This window comes from Campylobacter felis, assembly GCF_030250085.1.
GTDB lineage: Bacteria > Campylobacterota > Campylobacteria > Campylobacterales > Campylobacteraceae > Campylobacter_D > Campylobacter_D upsaliensis.
This window is the reverse complement of the sequence record NZ_JANURX010000001.1, coordinates 39,930-58,461: the sequence shown is the minus strand read 5'-3', so window position 1 is coordinate 58,461 and position 18,532 is coordinate 39,930. Positions and strand designations below refer to the sequence as shown.

Annotated in this window: 22 protein-coding genes; 10 read left to right on the top strand and 12 right to left on the bottom strand. The window is 33.9% G+C overall.

What is annotated here, in order from left to right; translation table 11 throughout:
• Positions 1–4: 4 nt before the first annotated feature.
• From rpmF to NYG92_RS00280, 4 genes are all read right to left on the bottom strand, one after another.
• Positions 5–151, bottom strand: a complete 147-nt coding sequence (rpmF, locus tag NYG92_RS00295) for a 50S ribosomal protein L32 (protein ID WP_004276400.1) — start codon at positions 149–151, stop codon at positions 5–7.
• A gap of 26 nt (positions 152–177) precedes the next feature.
• Positions 178–531 (bottom strand): DUF177 domain-containing protein, encoded by a 354-nt coding sequence (locus NYG92_RS00290; RefSeq protein WP_214146312.1) that lies wholly within the window; start codon positions 529–531, stop codon positions 178–180.
• Entirely contained in the window at positions 531–944 is a 414-nt protein-coding gene (ndk, locus tag NYG92_RS00285) for a nucleoside-diphosphate kinase (protein ID WP_289233180.1), read from the bottom strand. Before ndk ends, NYG92_RS00290 begins: the two co-directional genes overlap by 1 nt.
• A gap of 105 nt (positions 945–1,049) precedes the next feature.
• Positions 1,050–1,334 (bottom strand): DUF362 domain-containing protein, encoded by a 285-nt coding sequence (locus NYG92_RS00280; RefSeq protein WP_289233179.1) that lies wholly within the window; start codon positions 1,332–1,334, stop codon positions 1,050–1,052.
• Positions 1,335–1,543: 209 nt separating this feature from the next.
• Here NYG92_RS00280 and NYG92_RS00275 point away from each other — a divergent pair, with 209 nt between their 5' ends.
• The 3 genes from NYG92_RS00275 to flhB all read left to right on the top strand — a co-directional run bounded on the left by NYG92_RS00275 (position 1,544) and on the right by flhB (position 3,704).
• Entirely contained in the window at positions 1,544–2,140 is a 597-nt protein-coding gene (locus NYG92_RS00275; protein WP_270976368.1) for a peroxiredoxin, read from the top strand.
• Between the two features lie 156 nt (positions 2,141–2,296).
• The gene (locus tag NYG92_RS00270) at positions 2,297–2,530 is read left to right on the top strand and encodes a hypothetical protein (protein ID WP_289233178.1); all 234 of its coding nucleotides are present in this window, start codon (positions 2,297–2,299) and stop codon (positions 2,528–2,530) included.
• A gap of 103 nt (positions 2,531–2,633) precedes the next feature.
• Positions 2,634–3,704, top strand: coding sequence for a flagellar biosynthesis protein FlhB (flhB, locus tag NYG92_RS00265; RefSeq protein WP_270976370.1), 1,071 nt, complete (start codon positions 2,634–2,636; stop codon positions 3,702–3,704).
• On the opposite strand, the gene NYG92_RS00260 is transcribed toward flhB, so the two are convergent.
• Together NYG92_RS00260 and NYG92_RS00255 are read right to left on the bottom strand one after the other, a co-directional pair.
• Complete coding sequence (locus tag NYG92_RS00260) at positions 3,701–4,435, bottom strand: YaaA family protein (protein ID WP_027303500.1); 735 nt, start codon at positions 4,433–4,435, stop codon at positions 3,701–3,703. The genes flhB and NYG92_RS00260 overlap by 4 nt on opposite strands.
• Entirely contained in the window at positions 4,432–5,547 is a 1,116-nt protein-coding gene (locus NYG92_RS00255) for a JlpA family lipoprotein adhesin (protein ID WP_289233177.1), read from the bottom strand. Before NYG92_RS00255 ends, NYG92_RS00260 begins: the two co-directional genes overlap by 4 nt.
• Before the next feature lie 128 nt (positions 5,548–5,675).
• On the opposite strand from NYG92_RS00255, the gene NYG92_RS00250 reads away from it, so the two are divergent.
• The 6 genes from NYG92_RS00250 (at position 5,676) to lpxD (ending at position 11,986) form a co-directional block, all read left to right on the top strand.
• Positions 5,676–6,509, top strand: coding sequence for a cysteine ABC transporter substrate-binding protein (locus tag NYG92_RS00250; RefSeq protein WP_289233176.1), 834 nt, complete (start codon positions 5,676–5,678; stop codon positions 6,507–6,509).
• A gap of 50 nt (positions 6,510–6,559) precedes the next feature.
• Positions 6,560–7,621, top strand: coding sequence for a flavodoxin-dependent (E)-4-hydroxy-3-methylbut-2-enyl-diphosphate synthase (ispG, locus tag NYG92_RS00245; RefSeq protein ID WP_432264792.1), 1,062 nt, complete (start codon positions 6,560–6,562; stop codon positions 7,619–7,621).
• Between the two features lie 112 nt (positions 7,622–7,733).
• A complete protein-coding gene (locus NYG92_RS00240; RefSeq protein ID WP_039882932.1) occupies positions 7,734–7,853 on the top strand; it encodes a DUF8374 domain-containing protein in 120 nt (39 codons plus the stop codon).
• The gene (locus NYG92_RS00235) at positions 7,813–9,552 is read left to right on the top strand and encodes a DUF2972 domain-containing protein (protein ID WP_489752802.1); all 1,740 of its coding nucleotides are present in this window, start codon (positions 7,813–7,815) and stop codon (positions 9,550–9,552) included. The genes NYG92_RS00240 and NYG92_RS00235 overlap by 41 nt, the downstream gene beginning before the upstream one ends.
• Before the next feature lie 88 nt (positions 9,553–9,640).
• A complete protein-coding gene (locus NYG92_RS00230) occupies positions 9,641–11,023 on the top strand; it encodes a replicative DNA helicase (RefSeq protein WP_289233280.1) in 1,383 nt (460 codons plus the stop codon).
• A gap of 9 nt (positions 11,024–11,032) precedes the next feature.
• Positions 11,033–11,986 (top strand): UDP-3-O-(3-hydroxymyristoyl)glucosamine N-acyltransferase, encoded by a 954-nt coding sequence (gene lpxD, locus NYG92_RS00225; protein WP_289233173.1) that lies wholly within the window; start codon positions 11,033–11,035, stop codon positions 11,984–11,986.
• Here lpxD and NYG92_RS00220 read toward each other — a convergent pair.
• The 4 genes from NYG92_RS00220 to NYG92_RS00205 are packed head-to-tail and all read right to left on the bottom strand — an operon-like array spanning position 11,963 to position 15,534.
• Complete coding sequence (locus tag NYG92_RS00220) at positions 11,963–12,706, bottom strand: glycosyltransferase family 25 protein (RefSeq protein ID WP_289233172.1); 744 nt, start codon at positions 12,704–12,706, stop codon at positions 11,963–11,965. The genes lpxD and NYG92_RS00220 overlap by 24 nt on opposite strands.
• Positions 12,703–14,085 carry a D-glycero-beta-D-manno-heptose-7-phosphate kinase gene (rfaE1, locus tag NYG92_RS00215; protein ID WP_289233171.1) on the bottom strand — a complete coding sequence of 461 codons (1,383 nt, stop codon included), beginning with the start codon at positions 14,083–14,085 and terminating at the stop codon, positions 12,703–12,705. The genes NYG92_RS00220 and rfaE1 overlap by 4 nt, the downstream gene beginning before the upstream one ends.
• Complete coding sequence (gene rfaD / locus NYG92_RS00210) at positions 14,078–15,025, bottom strand: ADP-glyceromanno-heptose 6-epimerase (protein ID WP_289233170.1); 948 nt, start codon at positions 15,023–15,025, stop codon at positions 14,078–14,080. The genes rfaE1 and rfaD overlap by 8 nt, the downstream gene beginning before the upstream one ends.
• On the bottom strand, positions 15,016–15,534 hold the full coding sequence (locus tag NYG92_RS00205) for a D-glycero-alpha-D-manno-heptose-1,7-bisphosphate 7-phosphatase (protein ID WP_289233169.1): 519 nt from the start codon (positions 15,532–15,534) through the stop codon (positions 15,016–15,018). The genes rfaD and NYG92_RS00205 overlap by 10 nt, the downstream gene beginning before the upstream one ends.
• 97 nt (positions 15,535–15,631) lie before the next feature.
• On the opposite strand from NYG92_RS00205, the gene NYG92_RS00200 reads away from it, so the two are divergent.
• Positions 15,632–15,931 carry a c-type cytochrome gene (locus NYG92_RS00200; RefSeq protein WP_027304556.1) on the top strand — a complete coding sequence of 100 codons (300 nt, stop codon included), beginning with the start codon at positions 15,632–15,634 and terminating at the stop codon, positions 15,929–15,931.
• Here the strand turns inward: NYG92_RS00200 and ccoS are convergent, their stop codons facing one another.
• Complete coding sequence (ccoS, locus tag NYG92_RS00195; protein ID WP_027304557.1) at positions 15,932–16,144, bottom strand: cbb3-type cytochrome oxidase assembly protein CcoS; 213 nt, start codon at positions 16,142–16,144, stop codon at positions 15,932–15,934.
• Complete coding sequence (locus NYG92_RS00190) at positions 16,141–18,495, bottom strand: heavy metal translocating P-type ATPase (RefSeq protein ID WP_289233168.1); 2,355 nt, start codon at positions 18,493–18,495, stop codon at positions 16,141–16,143. The genes ccoS and NYG92_RS00190 overlap by 4 nt, the downstream gene beginning before the upstream one ends.
• Between the last annotated feature and the right edge of the window lie 37 nt (positions 18,496–18,532).

The window sequence follows — 18,532 nt, the reverse complement described above, 5'->3', positions numbered from 1 at the left end:
ATTCTCAATATTCCTTAGTTAGAGGATTGGCACGGTGAGGCATTTTGTAGCTTCCATCTTTATCTTTTATAGGCTTAGGAAGGCTAACTTTATAGTGCGTTCTGCGTTTAGCTGCACGAGTTTTACTCACTCTTCTCTTAGGGACTGCCATTTTTTCTCCTTTTTAAAATTTAATCTTTACTTACTGCAAGAATCGCAGTAAAAATAGTCGCTCAAATAAGCTTCTAATTCGCCCATAGCAATTTCTAATAAATCGATATGAGAATCAAAAAATTCTATTGTATCACTTAGCTCATTTTTAGAATCCTTATAAAGACCATCGCTTGCTAAGAGATCCAGTTTTTCATCGATATGAAGTTCCATTTCAGCTCCACATCTATCGCAAGGTCTATAAACAAAACCCTGCATTTTTGCTTGAATTTTTACAAGCTGGGAATTAATTTTACTTAAATTCCCTTCAAAGACTATATTTTCTAAATTTAATCTAAAGGGATAAGCGGTAGAATTAATTCTAGAAAAAGCGATTTTCATCAGTAAATTTCATTAGGTTTGAAAAAGAAATCAATTTCGATTTTTGCATTTTCTAAGCTATCGCTTCCGTGAACAGCATTCGCGTCAATATTTTCAGCAAAATCTGCTCTAATGGTTCCAGCTTTAGCTTCTTTAGGATTTGTTGCACCCATTAATTCTCTATTTTTAAGCACAGCATTTTCGCCTTCCAAAACGGAGACAACCACAGGACCACTAATCATAAATTCCACCAAATCCTTAAAAAATGGTCTTTCTTTATGCACGGCGTAAAATCCTTCAGCCTGCTCTTTGCTTAATTGTAGTTTTTTCATCGCTGCTATTCTTAAGCCATTGCTTTCAAAGCGGTCTAAAATTTTACCTATAACACCTTTTTTAACAGCGTCTGGCTTGATGATAGATAAAGTTTTTTCCATAATCACTCCTTGACAATTTTAGTAAATAAAACTTGGAATTATACTTAAATTTGTTTATAAGAAAATTAAACGAAAGAAAAGCTAGTGAAAACTAGCTTTAACATTTTAAGCAAATACAGGAGTATTGCCACTTCTCATATCGCTTGATATATTTTCTCTGCTTGGTTGCCCTGAAGCAACTTCACTCCACACTATGCAACCATCAGTTGGGCAAGCACTAGCACAGGCTGGCTGGTCATTATGTCCGACACACTCGACACATTTGTTTGAATAAACATAGTATCTATCTTCGCCCTCAGGATTATTTGCATCATCTACAATAGCACTAACTGGGCATTCATCAATGCAAGATCCACAAGCAATGCAGCTATCTGTGATTTTCACAGCCATTTCAACTCCTTTAAAATTTGATATTTGCTGAATATTTTATCGACAAAATCTTAAAGGAATATAATTTTATTGTTTTTTGATAATCAAAAAGGCTTTATTTTTGATAATAATTATTGTTTTTTACATTTTCTATTATGCTTTTAAATCTTTTTAAAGTTTTAAATGATATAATTTTGCTATCAATAAATTTTATTATTTAGGAGAACACAATGATTGTTACAAAAAAAGCTTTAGATTTTACTGCTCCAGCAGTATTAGGCAATAATGAAATTGTAAATGATTTTAATCTTTACAAAAATATAGGTCCAAAAGGTGCTGTCGTTTTCTTTTACCCAAAAGATTTCACTTTCGTATGCCCATCAGAAATCATCGCTTTTGATAAAAGATATGATGAATTTAAGAAAAGAGGCATTGAAGTAATAGGAATTTCAGGTGATAATGAATTCTCTCATTTTGCTTGGAAAAATACTCCTATTAATCAAGGTGGTATCGGTCAAGTAAAATTTCCACTTGTTGCCGATTTAACTAAACAAATTGCTAGAAATTTCGATGTGCTTTTTGCTGAAGCTGTCGCACTTCGTGGCTCATTTTTGCTTGATGCTGATGGCACTGTTCGCCACGCTGTGATTAATGATTTACCACTTGGTAGAAATATTGATGAAATGCTAAGAATGGTCGATACTATGCTTTTCACAAATGAGCACGGTGAGGTTTGCCCTGCTGGTTGGAACAAAGGCGATGAAGGCATGAAAGCCAATCCTAAGGGCGTAGCTGAATATCTTGGCAAAAACGAAAACAAACTTTAATCTCAAAGCCTCTTTTTGAGGCTTTTTATCTTCATTTTACTTTATTATTCTCATTTTTAATCTTTACCAAATTTCCACACTTTAAAATTTAAGATAAATTAAGCAAATTTTAAGGGGAGGGGGTATGATAACGGCTTTTATTTTGTAAGAGTCATTATGATTTACATTTTAGCGTTTTTCTTCCCCTATGTTGCCTTACTTGTTAGAGGTCTTTGGATACAAGCGATTTTTAATTTTATCCTTTGCGTGATAGGCTATTTTACAATACTGTTTTTCTTTGGAGGTTTTCTTTGTTTTATTGCTTCAATTTGGGGCATTATAGTTATTTTGCAAAATAGTAGCAAGAAAAATCATCAAGAAATGCTTGAAGCTTTAAAAAACAAAAATTAAAATTCTTGGTCTAAACTTTTGTTTTAGACCACACTTTCTTGGATAAAACTCTACAAATTTATATTTTTTCATTATAATTTAGCTTTAAATTTAAAGGTAAAATATGGCAGGCGAAGACCAAGAAAAAACGGAAGAACCCACCTCCAAAAAGATAGAAGACGCTAGACAAGAGGGCAATGTCCCTAAAAGTCAAGATGCTGCCGCTGTGGTTACGCTCATCGTGGCGATTACTTTGCTTTTGTTTTTATTAGGCTTTATGGGCGAGAGAGTGGCGAATTTGTATCGCTATTATCAAAATTTTATCGGGACGGAATTTGACTTACGCATTATTCAAGCTATTATAATGAAGAGCATTTTTGAGGTTTTAATCATACTTGCCCCCATAGTTTTAAGCATTATGGTTGCAGGAATTATCGGTAATGTAATGCAATTTGGCTTTATTTTTACAACTAAGCCCATTATGCCAAATTTAAGTAAAATCAATCCTCTTAAAGGACTTAAAAATCTTTTTTCTCTCAAAAAACTCATCGAAAGTGTCAAAATTATTCTTAAAGTGGGCGTAGTTTTTACCATAGCTTTTATTGTCTTACTTCAATTTATCAAAGAGCTTCCTAAAGTCGAGCTTTATAGCCTTGCTGCACAAATGGTTTGGCTAAGGGATAAGGCTTTGATTTTAGCGGCTATTGTGATTATTGCCTTTTTGATTATTGCTATTTTAGATGTTTTTTTGGTGCGTTTTCAATATTTTCAGGGGCTTAAAATGAGTAAGCAAGAAATCAAAGATGAATATAAGCAAATGGAAGGAGATCCGCAGGTTAAAAGTAGAATTAGGCGTTTGCAAATGGAAGCTGCAAGGCGTAGAATGGTGCAAGATGTCGCGGGTGCTGATGTGGTCATCACTAACCCTACACACTATGCTGTGGCTTTGCGTTATGATACGACTAAGGAAAACGCCCCAAGAGTTGTGGCTAAGGGGGTCGATTTTCTAGCCTTACGTATTAAAGAGATGGCGTATAAACATAATGTTATCGTCTATGAAAATCCTCCTCTTGCAAGGCAGCTTTATAAGGACTGTGATCTTGATCAACTTATCCCTAGAGAGCTTTTTAAGGCTGTAAGTGAGGTGTTTAAATTTGTTTATCAAGCAAATAAAAAGAACTTTCTCAAATCTTAATCTACAATTTCTAAGGTGATTTCTTCTTTTAATTTAAATTCTTTAATGTCTTTTAATTTTAAGTTATTTGGGAGTTTTGAGAGTAATTCTTCGTTAGACTTAACTTGATTTTGTGCGGCTATTCTTAGCAAAATGCCCCGATAAGCCTTAGCATAATGGCTGACTATTTTGCCATTTTTAAGGAATTTGTAAGTGCTTACTTTCTTTTTGGGCGTGTAAAATTTATCATAAAATCCAGCCCTTAAGTCAAGCACCTCTTCCTCATTTAAAAATTTATCTAAAGCCTTGCTAAAGTGCTTTTTATAAAAATATTCGACATTAAAATCCTTTAGCTTTGCACCCTGTTTAAATTTGTAAAAGGGCAGGGTATCATTTGCTCTTACCACTCCAAAAAGATTAGAAAAGATGAGCGTATTTTCTAAGATGTAATTTTTAGCTTTTTGTTCCAAGTTTTGATAAGCTAAAAATTCATAACTCACGCCTGTGTAAAGTTCTATGGCGTATTTTGTGGGTGCGTTTTTAAGATCTTGCAAAAATTCTTGCGGAGGATTTTTCACGCCAAAAAGCTTTTGCAAATCTTCTTGTGTAGCATTTTTGATATAATTTTCATAATTTTTAAGTGCCTCAAGTCTAAATTTAAAAAGCTCCCTAAAGATAAAGGAGCTTTCATCAAAAGGGCTTAAAGAGCAATTTAAATCCTTACTTTCACTTGGAGAAAATAGAATTTTCAAGGATAGATCTCGTCTAAAGGATTGCTATTTCCAATTTGCGAAAGCTGATTGATAGTTTTAAGTATGGCACTAAAATCCTTACCATTAATGGTAATTTTTGCAATACTTTCTTCTTTTAAATTGATAAAATCACTCACCGGGATATCCTTAAAGCCAAGCGCAAGATTTAGCTTATAAAGCGGGTCTTTGCTAACATCATTGATGAGCTCAAGCACTTGAGAATAAAGCAAATTTTGCTCTTCATTAGAGCTTTGGTTTTGAAGTGCTTCTAAGGAAGCTTTTGCCATATTGATGTAAGGGCTAAAGGCGTTATTTGTTTGAAGATTGAAATTAAAGTCAAATTCTTTAAGTGTGCCTTGTTTTAAAAATTCTTCAAAATTATTATTGAAATCTTCTTCAAATTTTTGAGGCGAATTTGTTAGATTAATGGCTAATTGATTGGTGTCAAATTTCACATTTAAATTGTCTAGTAAGGTGAAAATCTCTTCTTTGAAACTGCCTTTTAGATTTGTAGAAATGACATTTTCTTTATTATTGTCAAGTTTGTAGGAAAAAGCGTAATTTAACTTTTTGTCATTTTTAGTTGTTAGCGATGTGTATGTGAAATTGTAAGTATCCTTGCTAAGATCTTGCATTAATTTAGCGATTTTTTCATCATTTATAAGTTGTTTGCTTGCATTTTCCACTGCTTTAATGCTTTCATCGCTTAATTTTAGATTTTCAAATATTAAATTTGCTTCTAGCTTATCGTGTTTAGCAAAAAGGTGCGTGTAATAATCTTTGTAGGAAATCAAACCTGAAATATTATTTTCTGTGTAAATTTCATTTGAGCGAAATTTGATGTTTTGAATATCAAAAATTTTTGTCTTTTCATTACTTAACGAAAAATTAGGGCTTTGACACTCTACAAAAGCTTTATCAGCTTTACAAGTGAAGTTTTTAAAATCGATCTTAAAATTTGGAAAAGCACTCATTTGCTCTTGTATAATTTTTTGTGTGGAATCATTAAGTGATTTTTCATATTTTTTAACAATTTCATCGCTAAGATCATTTGACGAGCAAGCATTTAAAAAAAATGCCAAAGCACCAAGTAGGGCTAAATTCTTTTTCATTATTTTTTCCTTTACCATTTAATAGGGCGAAATTATAGCAATTTTTTCTTAATTTTTTTTCGATAATTTTTATCCTAATTAATTTTTTTGTATTAAAATAAATGCAAATTTACATGGAAAGGACAAAGATGAAAAAAATTCTTTTAAGTATTTTTACAGCTTTTGTTGCGGTGTTTTTAGCCGCTTGTGGTAGTAGTGAGAGTGGAGTAAATTCCATTGAGAGAATTAAAAATGCAGGAGTAGTTAAAATCGGCGTTTTTGGCGATAAGCCTCCTTTTGGCTATGTTGATGAAAAAGGTGCAAATCAAGGCTATGACATCATCTTAGCTAAACGCATAGCTAAGGAGCTTTTGGGCGATGAAAATAAGGTAGAATTTGTGCTTGTCGAAGCGGCAAATCGCGTTGAGTTTTTAAAGTCTAACAAGGTCGATATTATCCTAGCAAATTTTACTCAAACTCCAGAAAGAGCGGAGCAGGTCGATTTCGCTCTACCTTATATGAAAGTAGCTTTAGGTGTAGCAGCGCCTAAGGATAGTGAAATTAAGAGTGTGGAGGATTTAAAGGATAAAACTTTGATTTTAAATAAAGGCACAACAGCAGATGCGTATTTTACAAAAAACCACGCCGATATTAAAACTTTAAAATTCGACCAAAATACTGAAACATTTGCAGCCTTGATGGATAAAAGAGGAGACGCTTTAGCACACGATAATACTTTGCTTTTTGCTTGGGTTAAAGAAAGACCTGATTATAAGGTTGTGATTAAGGAGCTTGGAAATCAAGATGTTATCGCTCCAGCAGTTAAAAAAGGCGATAAAGAATTGAAAGAATTTATTGATAATTTAATCATTTCTTTAGCCGCAGAGCAGTTTTTCCATAAAGCTTATGATGAAAGCTTAAAGGCACATTTTGGAGCAGATATTAAAGCTGATGATGTCGTCATTGAGGGTGGAAAGCTTTAAATTTAAGGGCAATTTGCTTAAATTGCCCAATAATGGCGAAAAGAGTTTCTATGCAAAGATTTAAAACAAGACAAATTAAAGTCGGTAAAGTAGCTATCGGTGGGGACGCACCTATTTCAGTGCAATCTATGCTTTTTACAAAAACAAGAGACATTGAGGGCTGTTTGGAGCAGCTTAACCGTCTTTATTTTGCGGGAGCGGATATTGTCCGCCTTGCTTGTTTGGATATGGCAGATGCTAGAGTCTTAAAAGAAATTAAAGCAAAAAGCCCCCTACCTTTAATCGTAGATATTCATTTTAATTACAAACTTGCTCTTTTTTGTGCGGAATTTATAGACGGAGTGCGAATTAATCCGGGTAATATAGGCTCTAAAGATAATGTCAAAGAAGTAGTAAAAGCGTGTAAAGAACGGCAAATTCCCATAAGAATAGGCATTAATCACGGCTCGATAGAAAAGCAATTTAGCGATAAATTTGGCTATGGAGTTGATGCTATGCTTGAGAGTGCGAAGTATAATATAGGACTTTTGGAGGATTTGGACTTTACAGATATTAAAATTTCTATGAAAACTTCTCACACGCAAACGACCATTGAGGCTTATGAGAGATTGCGTCCGCTTTGCGATTATCCTTTTCATTTAGGCGTAACGGAAGCTGGGACGAAATTTCACAGCACTATTAAAAGCTCTATTGCTTTAGGACATTTACTTTTAAAGGGCATAGGCGACACGATGAGGGTTTCTATGACTGGGGAGCTTGAGGAAGAAATTCGCGTAGCAAGGGCTATTTTACAAGATAGCGGTGTGCAAAAAAGTGGGGTAAATATCATATCCTGTCCTACTTGTGGGCGTATCCAAAGCGACTTGCTTTCTGCGATTAAACTTGTAGAAGAGAAAACTAAGCATATTAAAACCCCTTTGAATATTAGCGTTATGGGCTGTGTGGTCAATGCTCTTGGCGAGGCAAAAGGTGCTGATGTCGCCATAGCCTTTGGTAAGGGTCAAGGGCTTGTAATAAGGGCTGGCGAAGTGGTGGCAAAACTTAAAGAAGATAAGCTTGTAGAACGCTTTTTGGAGGAAGTTGAGGACGAAGTGAGATTGAGGGGAAATTAATTTTTTTGCTATTATATTTAGGGATCGACAATTTTTATGAATTGCAATTCCATTTTTTTTTTTTTTTTTTGATATAATCCCCTCTCATTTATCTTAAAAACAAGGAAGCATTATGATCACCAATCCAAACTCAGCCACACAAAGAATCAAAAATCATCTTTCTTATAAACTTGGTCAAGAATTAATCAAATATAACACGGGGGGGGGGGGGGGTAATATCCTTACTCTTTAAACTATACCACATCAAAAAAACTCATCATAAACTCACTCAATTTAGAAAAACACTTGAGCTTGCAAGAGCAGATCTAGCCTATCCTCCCCTTAGACAATGTTTTGATTTTAATGAAGCTTTATGGGTAAAAACTTGGCTTACTTATAGACTTGGCAGGGTCTTGCTTGAGTGTGATAGAGATAAATTGAAGGGAGGCTATTTTAAATTTTTCTCTAAAATCAAACAAGCTAAAAAAGAATTTAAAGCCTTAAAAGAAAGTAGGGTTTATAGGCTCAAAGATAAACTGAAATTTAAAAATGAAGAAGATTTTGATTTTTTCATTAAAAACTATGCTTTGATAGAAAATTTACTTACACATTATGAGGCTTTAAATGAAGTCATTGTGTTAAATAAGGCTTTTGTATTAGAGCATTTTGATGAAGTTTCTTTATGGCTTAATTCTAAAGAATTTAAAGAAAGATATGAAGATATTAATCACCCTTATCCTCCTTTGTTAAACCCTGACAAGCTTAATGATGAAAATTATATTTTAAATTATGAGAAAATTCCTGCTGAAAAAGCTTGGGAAATGAATTTGCCTTTGCCGAGAGGATATAAATTTATTTATTTAAATAATGGAGCCTCAGCTTCTTCGGCTATTTTAAATTATTTTTCTTTATCGGGTGTTAAAATTTATGAGTATTGGATGCCTCAAGAGGAAAATTATCATTTGTATTATAATGATTTGTTAAATAAAAATAATTTTGTAGCTGTGGCTGTGCATGTTCATTATTCAAAATTACCTTATTTATTAATAGAAAAAGTCCCAGCATTTTATGTTACGAGAGACCCTATTTCTAAGCTTAAATCTATCTCAAATCATTTTATTTGTGGCTTAAATGCACTTGACTATATCAAATCAACTATGAAGCGTTTTAATCTTACCTGCAAAGAATATAGTAAACTTATTCCCAAAAATAAATATTGGAAACATAATGGAGAATATCCAAGATGTGATGTTACTTTTGAGGATAATTGGCTACTATATGGTTGTCTTAGCTTTAATAGTTTAATTCAAAAAATGCCTAGTATTACTGAAATTTTTTATTATAGTTTCGAAGAATTTGAGCCTAAAAATGTATTTTTGACTTGGAATAAATTGGCTAAGCTATTTCATTTTTCTATACCAGATAGATTATTACTTGAAACCAGAAGAGAGGTTGTAAGATTTGGTTTGTCGGTTCTTCCCACATGTCTTTACGCATTAGAAGAAGATGTGGCTAAAAATGAAGAGGATACAAGCAGTCTTGATAAAGAAGGAGGTTATGAAATTTATATTAGTGCTGATGTAATACAAAAATTTAGGGAAGATATTATTATTATCGATGAAACAAACATTAATGATAGTAGAATCATCGCTTATATAAAGGACGATTGTAAGGATATTTTGCGTAATGAAAAATTACTACAAGAGAGTAAAAAATTCCTAGAAGGCTATTTTCAAGCATTAAGAGAAAATGTTGATAAAACTAAAGAAAATCTCATCACAGAAAAGAAAGTTTTAGAATATCTTAAAAAAGATACACATACACGGAATAAGATTAAAAAGCTACTTAACGAAGAATTAAACTATCTCAAAACCCATCATCCTGACATCGTAGCTTCGTGGAAGTATTATAAGGAATTTGAAAAAATGTGTGAGGAATTGGAGAAAAATTAAACTAAAAATTATTTTTAGAAATTGATTAAAAACATTTATTTTATTACATAGTTTTGTTAAAATTTGCTTTTCAAAATGGAGTCAATTGATGAATAATGAAGAGCATTATGATTTAGATTTAGAGCGTATGATATTAAGCTCTTGTTTGTTAGGCGGTGGGGAAGTTTATGCAAATATCGCTGGAGATATTGAAATCAAGGACTTTAGCCTAAAAGCACATCAAGATATTTTTAAAGCCATTGTTGCTTGTGTGAATGCTGGAGAGCCAATTGGGCTTAGTTTTTTGAAAAAATATGGCAAATTAGATGAGCAAATTTTAAATGAAATTATCGCCACCCCCTCGATGATTAATATTAGTGCTTATGCTAAAGAGTTGAGAGAGAAGTCTATCAAAAGACAGCTTTTAAGTTTCGCTCATCTTTTACCAAGTCGCATCAGTGCAAATAGGGCTGTGAGCGAAATTTCTGATGAGCTTAGTAAGGATATTTTTACCATTATTAGTCGTGTTAATTCTGCTGATATTAAAAATGTCAATGAGGTTTTAGGTGAGCTTTTAGAGGAATTTAAAAGGCAGAAAAGTTTGGAAAATAAGCATATCATAGGGCTTGAAAGTGGCTTTAGTGAGCTTGATGATAAAACTAAAGGCTTTAAGGGTGGTGAGCTTATTATCGTTGCGGCTAGACCTGGTATGGGTAAGACAACTCTATGCTTAAATTTTATCGATAATGTTTTAAGGCAAAATAAAGGTGTGGTAATGTTTTCACTTGAAATGCCCGGAATTCAAATTATGCAAAGACTGCTCGCTTCTAAAACTTCTATCCCCTTGCAAAAAATTATTACCGCTGATTTAAATGATGATGAGTGGGATAGGGTGAGTGATGCGTGTAATTATTATGCTAAGACTCAATTTTTTCTTTATGATAGCGGTTATGCTAGCATTACGGATATAAGGGCGATTTTAAGAAGACTTAAGGCTCAAGAAGATGATATTTCTTTGTGTGTGGTCGATTATATAGGACTTATGATGAGTCATTCAAATTTTAGCGATAGACATTTGCAAGTGAGTGAAATCTCACGCGGACTCAAGCTTTTAGCAAGAGAGCTTGATATGCCTATCATCGCACTTTCACAGCTTAACCGTTCTTTAGAAAATAGGTCAAACAAACGCCCAATGTTAAGTGATTTGCGTGAAAGTGGAGCCATCGAGCAAGATGCGGATACGATTTTATTTGTTTATCGTGATGAAGTGTATAGAGAACAAGAGGAAAAGGAAAGGGAAAATAAGGCAAAGGCAGAGGAGAAGGAATACCACCCTAAATTTATCCCTAATCCAAGACAAGAAAATGCTGAAATTATCATCGGTAAAAATAGAAATGGTCCCGTTGGCACAGCTGAAGTGGAATTTCAAAAGGAAAATTCGCGTTTTGTGGATAAGCCAAGCGGTATGATAGAAACAACTTTTAATGGATAAGGATAAAAAATGAAATTAAGAGAGATAGCGGAATTTTTGAGTTTAGAATATGAGGGCGAGGATTTAGAAATTAGTGCGCTTAATTCTTTATTAAGGGCTAGTTTTACGGAATTAACTTATTGTGATGGGGAAAAAAATGCTAAAGACATTCCAAACACAGGTGCAGCGGCTATTATCGTTTCTAAAGAATATGAAAATTTAGTTCCAAAAGATACTAAGGCTCTCATTTCTCCTAATCCTCATCTTAGCTTTGCTTTTTTAAGTAAAATTTTTGCTAAACCTCTTTTTAGCGAGGTTAAGTCGCAAAATATCGCAAAAAGTGCGAAGATTATGCCTAATGTTTATTTGGGAAATAATATTAACATAGGCGAAAATGTGGTGATTATGGCGGGGGCTTTTGTGGGGGATAATGTCAGCATAGGCGATGAAAGTGTGATTCACCCTAATGTCGTCATTTATAATGACACTAAAATAGGCAAAAAATGCCATTTGTTAGCAAATTGCGTGATAGGAAGTGATGGCTTTGGCTATGCGCATAATAAAAATGGAGAGCATTATAAAATTTATCATAATGGCAATGTGATTTTGGAGGATTTTGTCGAAATAGGTGCTTGCACGACTATTGATAGGGCTGTGTTTGGAAGCACCATTATAAAAGCTGGAACTAAGGTGGATAATTTAGTCCAAATAGGACATAATTGTCAAATAGGGCAAAATTGCATTATAGTCGCTCAAACAGGAATTTCAGGCTCAACCGAGTTAGGACGCAATGTAGTAATGGGCGGACAAAGTGCGACAAGCGGACATCTTAAAATTGGCGATTTTAGCACCATAGCAGCAAGAGGGGGCGTGAGTAAAAGCTTAGAAGGTGGGCGTGTATATGGGGGCTTTCCTATAATGCTGCAAAAAGATTGGCTTAAAATGCAGGCTAAAATTGCTTTAAGTTTTAAGGAGAAAGATTAAACGAAGTCTTGTTTTGAGTGTGAGAAGAAAGTGTTTTGCGTTGCGATATAGGCGGTAAAGCTCACGCGTGAATTTGTAGTTGTTCTCTCTCTCTCTCTCTCTCTCTCTTGTAGCGGCTATATCACTTGCTGTGTCAAAATCTTGCAGAAAAAGAGGTTTAAAGATGATGTTTGAAACAGTGCTATAATCCATACTATCATCAACAGGATTGATTAAAATTCGCGTGTGTTTTATGAATTTTTTAGCCGCACTAGGCTTGATGAAATAGCCTCTCGTTCCCCCTACATTTGAAAAAGTGATATTAAAATGATTATTAAGAGCGTAAGAACTCTTTTCTTTTATGTAGTGAATTCTCACATACTCATAGGGACTTTTTAAAATTTTTTCTAAATTTTGTGCGTTAAAAGCCTGAGTAAATTCCACATCGTCCTCAAGCACAAAAATGCTCTCATTAAGCTCTAAGCACTTTTGCCATAATTTATAATGACTTGCAAAACAGCCTTTTTCACCCGAACTTAACTTTCTACCATTGAGATATTTCGTCCAAGTTGGGTGAAATTTGGCAAATTCCTCTCCCCCATCTCCATCAACAGCTTCAAAAAAGATAAATTCTAAGCGATCTTTAAGGGAGGGATTTTTGCTAAAAAGCTTAGAAATTTGCTTCTGCATAGCCTTTTTTCTGTGCGTAGAGCGTAAGAGATTAGTGATAAAAACTTTCATTTTTGCATCCTTTCTATAATGCTTGTCGTGCTAAAGCCTTGCTGAAATTCAAGTAATCTCACTTCTTTGACAAGCTCACTTCCCACGACCTCTTTGCCCTCATAATCTGCCCCCTTTACCAAAACATCAGGCTTTAAAGTCTTGATAAGTTCAAGCGGAGTGTCCTCTTCAAAAATGCAAACAAAATCAACAAAATAAAACGCCCCTAGCATACAAGCTCTTTCATATGCACCATTGATAGGACGGCTCTCTCCCTTAAGTCTTTTAACGCTCGGGTTAGAATTTAGCCCTATGATTAAAATATCCCCTAGTTTTTTTGCTTTTTCTAAATAGCTTAAATGCCCAAAATGCACGATGTCAAAGCAGCCGTTGGTAAAGACGATTTTTTTATCCTTTAAATTTTCAAGTAAAGCCACAAGTTCTTCTTTGCTTTTAATTTTCTTTTCGAAAGTGCTTAAATTGAGGCTTTTTATCTCGTCAAAACTCACGCTCACGCTGCCTATCTTACTTACAACCACAGCCGCTGCCTCGTTGGCTAATTCACAAGCCTTTAAAATAGGCACTTTACAAGCTAGACAAAAGGCTAAAACAGCAATGACACTATCTCCAGCCCCAGTTACATCATAAACCTCCAAAGCTCTAGCACTGATTAGGTGTAAATCTTCATCAAACAAGGCTATGCCGTCTTCTGAAAGCGTGATGATGGAGTATTTTAAATGAAAGTCATTTTTAAGCTTTTTAATGGCAAGTTTTAAATTTTCTCCCTTTAAGTCCTTAAATTTCAAAGCCTCCAAAGCTTCTTTTTTATTGGGCGTTAAGAGAGTGGCGTTTTGATATTTGCTATAATCATTTCCCTTTGGGTCGATTAAAATAGGGATATTAAGCTCATTTGCCCTACAAATAAGAGCTTGACACACTTTTTCACTCAAAACCCCCTTTCCATAATCGCTCAAGATAATTGCCTCAAAATCTTTTGCGATGGTATTAAAATTTGTGATGAGTTCATCTTCTAGCCTGATTTTAGAGCTATCTTCCTCATCGAGCCTTAAAACTTGTTGATTGTGTGCTAGAATGCGTGTTTTTAGTGGGGTTTTGCGTCCTTTTTGTGTGAGTAAGACGCCTTTTAAATTCTTCTTTAAAAACTCTCCCGCTTCATCATCTCCCACGACACCAAGTGCAAAAACTCTAGCTTTAAGATTAGCTAAATTTGCATAGACATTTGCCGCCCCGCCTAATCTTTTGTCTTGTTTTAGGGACTTTGCGATTAAAACGGGAGCTTCTGGGCTAATTCTTTCACACGCACTCCAAATGTAATTATCCACCATAAAATCACCCACAACAAGAATTTTAGGGCTTTGTTTGCTTAAATTTTCAAGCATTATATTCCTTTTCAAAAATGCGTTTAATTTCAGGCAGGTAATCCTTTATCCCAGCTTCAAGTTCAAATTCGCTTGTGTAAAAGTTCTCGTCTAAATGTGCCTGGGTGTGAAATTGATAGGCTTTTTTATAGGGATTTTGTATCCACTCATAAGCTAAATTTGTGCCAAGCTCTTTTTGTAAAATATCTACAATATCCTTAAAAGTCCTTGCCTTGCCACTGCCTACATTATAAATTCCGCTTTTTGTTTCTAAGGCTTTTAAATTCGCATTTACGACATCTTTGATATAGGTAAAGTCTCTATAAATTTTTTCACTCCCCTCAAATAAACGCGGATTTTCTCCATTTAAAATTTGTAAGCCAAATTGTAAAATCATCGAGGCGGTTTTGCCTTTAAAAAATTCATTTTTCCCATAAATATTAAAATAGCGTAGCCCCACGATATGAAGCTCGTTAAAATATTTTTGTGCAAGTTTATCCATCATTAATTTTGAAAAAGCGTAAGGGTTTTTAGGCTCTTCATAGCCTACTTTTTGAGGGCTTGGCATATCTCCATACACACTAGCAGAGCTTGCGTAGATAAGCTTAGAGTCGCATTTAATAGCAAGTTTAATGCAGTCTTTAAAGCTGTTTAAATTCGTGCTTAAAACCTGTGTTTGATTGTAAGCTGTGGTATCTGAAATGGCTGCTTGATGAAAGATGGTTTCGGGTTTAAATTCACGCATCACTTCAAAAGTTTTTGCTTCGTTGATGTCGCCTACAAAAAGCTCTCCCTTAAAATCAAGCAAATTTTTGAAATGTCCAAAACTTTCTAAATTTCCATTATCGAGTTTTTTATCGCTTCGCATTTTGTCGATGATTAAAATTTCATTATTTTCTTGCAAAGCAAGGGCTAAATTTGAACCGATAAAGCCTGCTCCTCCTGTGATAATTATACGCATATTTCCCCCTTTTCGATGTCTTTTAAAAGTGCATTTAAATTTGCATAGCTGTGGTAAAAATCGCCCTTTTGAGTGGAATTTATAAGATAGAGTTTTTTAAGTCCTGCTTTAAGTCCTGCTTGCATATCTGTGAGATTATCGCCTATAAAAAAGGAATTTTCTCTATCGATGTCAAATTCTTCATAAGCCTTTAAAAACATACCGGGCTTTGGCTTTCTACACTCACAACCCTCCAAATGCGGACAATGATAAATTTTATTTATTAAAATTCCTTTTTTGGCAAATTCTTCACACATAAAAGCACTTAATGTCGCAAAATCTTTCTCATCATAATAGCCTCTTGCAATTCCTGATTGATTAGTGATGACAAAAATAAGATAATTTTTTTGTGTGAAAATTCGGCAAAGCTTAAAAATCTCCTCGCAAAATTCAAAATCTTCTATCTTGTGAACATATTTTTTATCGACATTGATTACGCCGTCTCTGTCTAAAAATAAAGCCTTTTTCATAAAATCATTATAGTTAAATTTTTTAAATGATTGAGAAATTTAAGAAGTATTAAATTTTTAAGGATATAATAACGAGATTTTGTAAAAAGGAGATAAGATGAAAAAGTTTGTTGCAATTTCAGCTTTAGCCTGTTTGGCTATCTCAGCTTATGCGGCAGATGGTGCTACGCTTTATAAAAAATGTGCAGTTTGCCACGGACCAAAGGCTGATAAGGTGTATCTTAACAAGGTCCCAGCACTTAAAAGCATTTCGACTGCTGAAAGACTTCAATATATGAAGGAATATTCAGAGGGTAAAAGAAATGCTTATGGACAGGGTGCAATTATGAAAATCAACCTTAAAGGTTTAACGGAGGAAGATTTTAAAGCTATTGAAGCTTATATTGAAACTCTATAATTAAGGCTCTTTTTGAGCCTTTTTTGCTAAGGCTTCTTTTTTTCTACGCTCTAATTCTACCGCTTCTTTTAGACTTTCTTCATCATCATTTAGTGTTGTAAATTTATAATCATCGTCAAATTGCTTATTTTTAACCCCCCAAAGCAAGGTCGCAAGTATGATAAAAAAAACGATGATAGAAACCCCCATCATCATCATAATCACCCAATTCATTTTTTAATCCTTAATGCATTTAAAACGACTATTATACTACTAAAAGACATAGATAAGGCTGCGATGAGAGGATTAATAAGACCTAAAAAGGCTAGAGGTAGGCTTAAGGCATTGTAAAAAAGTGAAAAGGCTAAATTTTGCTTGATAATTTTAAAGGTAAATTGAGAAAGCTCGAAGGCTGTTTGTAAGGATTTTAAATCATTTTTTAAAAGCAAAATATCACTATTTTCAATCGCCAAATCACTCCCCTCTCTTAAAGTAATAGCCACCGCAGCAAATTTTAAGGCTAAAGCATCATTTACTCCATCGCCGACAAATAAGATTTTGTGATTTTGCGAGAGTTTTTCTAATTCTTTTATTTTATCCTCTGGCAAACAAGAAGCTTTGTAATTTGAAATTTCAAGCTCTTCGGCTATTTTTTTAACAGCAAATTCATTATCTCCACTTAAAATCATCACTTGTTTTTTTTCTTTTTGTAAATATGTGATTAAGTCTTTAGCCCCCTCTCTTAAAATGCTTTCTAGCTCAAAAAAGGCTAAAATTTCATTATTTTTAGCAAAGAAAAAATGTGAATTTTCTAGCTTTTTTTCTATTTTGATGTGATTTTCTCTTAGAAAAACTTCATTGCCCCCTAAAAAAAGCTCTCCATTTAAATTCGCTTTTAATCCTCTAGCACTGATATTTTGAAGCTCTTTGAAATCTAAATTGAGCTTTTTAGCACCCCTTTGCTTTAAAAATTCTCCAACGCTTTTTGCTATGGGGTGTTTTGAAAGACTTAAAAAGGTATAAAGTTCATTAGGATCAAGTTTTTCGCTAAGGTAAAATTGCTCGACTTGAAGTTCCGCCTTTGTCAAAATGCCCGTTTTATCAAAAACGGCAAAATCGCACTTGCTTAAATTCTCAATCACACTAGAATCTTTAAAAAGAATATGATGTCTAAAAGCCTTGCTTAAAGCGATTAAATTACTCACAGGAGTTGCAAGGGCTAGGGCACAAGGACAGGCGATGATTAAAACAGAAATGGCGTTAATAAGCGATTTTTCCACGCTCTCATTGAGATAAAAAAACCAAAAGCAAAAACAAAGCAAAGCTAGAGTTAAAATCGTCCTTGAAAAATAGCCGCTAATTTGACTTACAAGATTAGTCAATTTTGTCTTTTTAGAGCCTGCAAATTCTAAAAGTTTGATGATTTTAGAGAGTGTAGAATCTTTGTAAAGTTTGGTGGCTTTGTATTCTATATTTCCATCTATTAAAACGCAAGCTGATTGTAATACATCTCCTTTTTGAACAAATTGCGGTGTGTTTTCTCCATTTAAAGAGGAGCGATCGATACTGCCCTCACCCTTTACGCAAATTCCATCGATTAAAATTTTATCTCCAGCTCTTAGCAAGATGATGTCGCTCAATTTTACTTTTTGTACTTCTTTTGGCTTAAATTCGCTTCCATTAAAGACTAAAATTTCATTTTGTAAAAAGTCATTTAAGCCATCTATGGTATCAAGGGCGCGTTTTTTGCTAAAAACTTCCAAATATTTACCCACAAAAACAAAGCAAATAATCATAGCCACAGAGTCAAAATAGACTTCCCCAACTCTAAAAAACATCGCCCATAAAGAATAAATATAAGCCAAACTCGCCCCGCTAATGACAAGAGTGTCCATATTTAAATTCTTGTATTTTAAGGCTTTAAAAGCATTTTTATAAAAACTTGAACCTGTGTAAAAAAGCACAGGAGTGGCTAAGACAAATTCGAAGAAATTTAAAATATCCTTAATGTCTCTTTCCATACCACTAAAAAAGCCTGCATATTTTGCCACGGCAATCCACATTATATTCATCACGCAAGCAATGGCAACTATCATTTTAGAGTAAAATTCGCGTTTTAATCTTTCTGCCTTTTTTTCGTTTTTGCTCACATCATAAGCACTTGCTTTATAGCCTATGCTTTCAATGAGGGTTAAAATTTCTTTAAGGCTTATTTCTTTTTGGTTAAATACAATTCTAGCTTTATGGTTAAGATGATTAATTTCAAGTTCTAAAATGCCTTTTTGACGGATTAAAATTTTTTCATTGAGCCAGATACAAGCGGCACATTCTATGCCGTGTATGAGAAGATGAATTTCGCTAAAGCCATCTTGACTCATATGGATAAATTCATCATAATTTTTAAATTCTTTGCTTAAATTAACAGGCTTTAGACTTTGATTACCAAGTCTTTGATAAAACTCATCAAGTCCATTATCTTGCAAGATTTCATACACGCTTTCGCAGCCCTTACAACAAAAAAATAGCCCATTTTTCTCACGCATTTGTTCTTGTTTGAAATTTAATTTACAATGTTCGCACTTCATTTTTTGACTTTGAATTTTTTTGTAAGTATAAACTAAA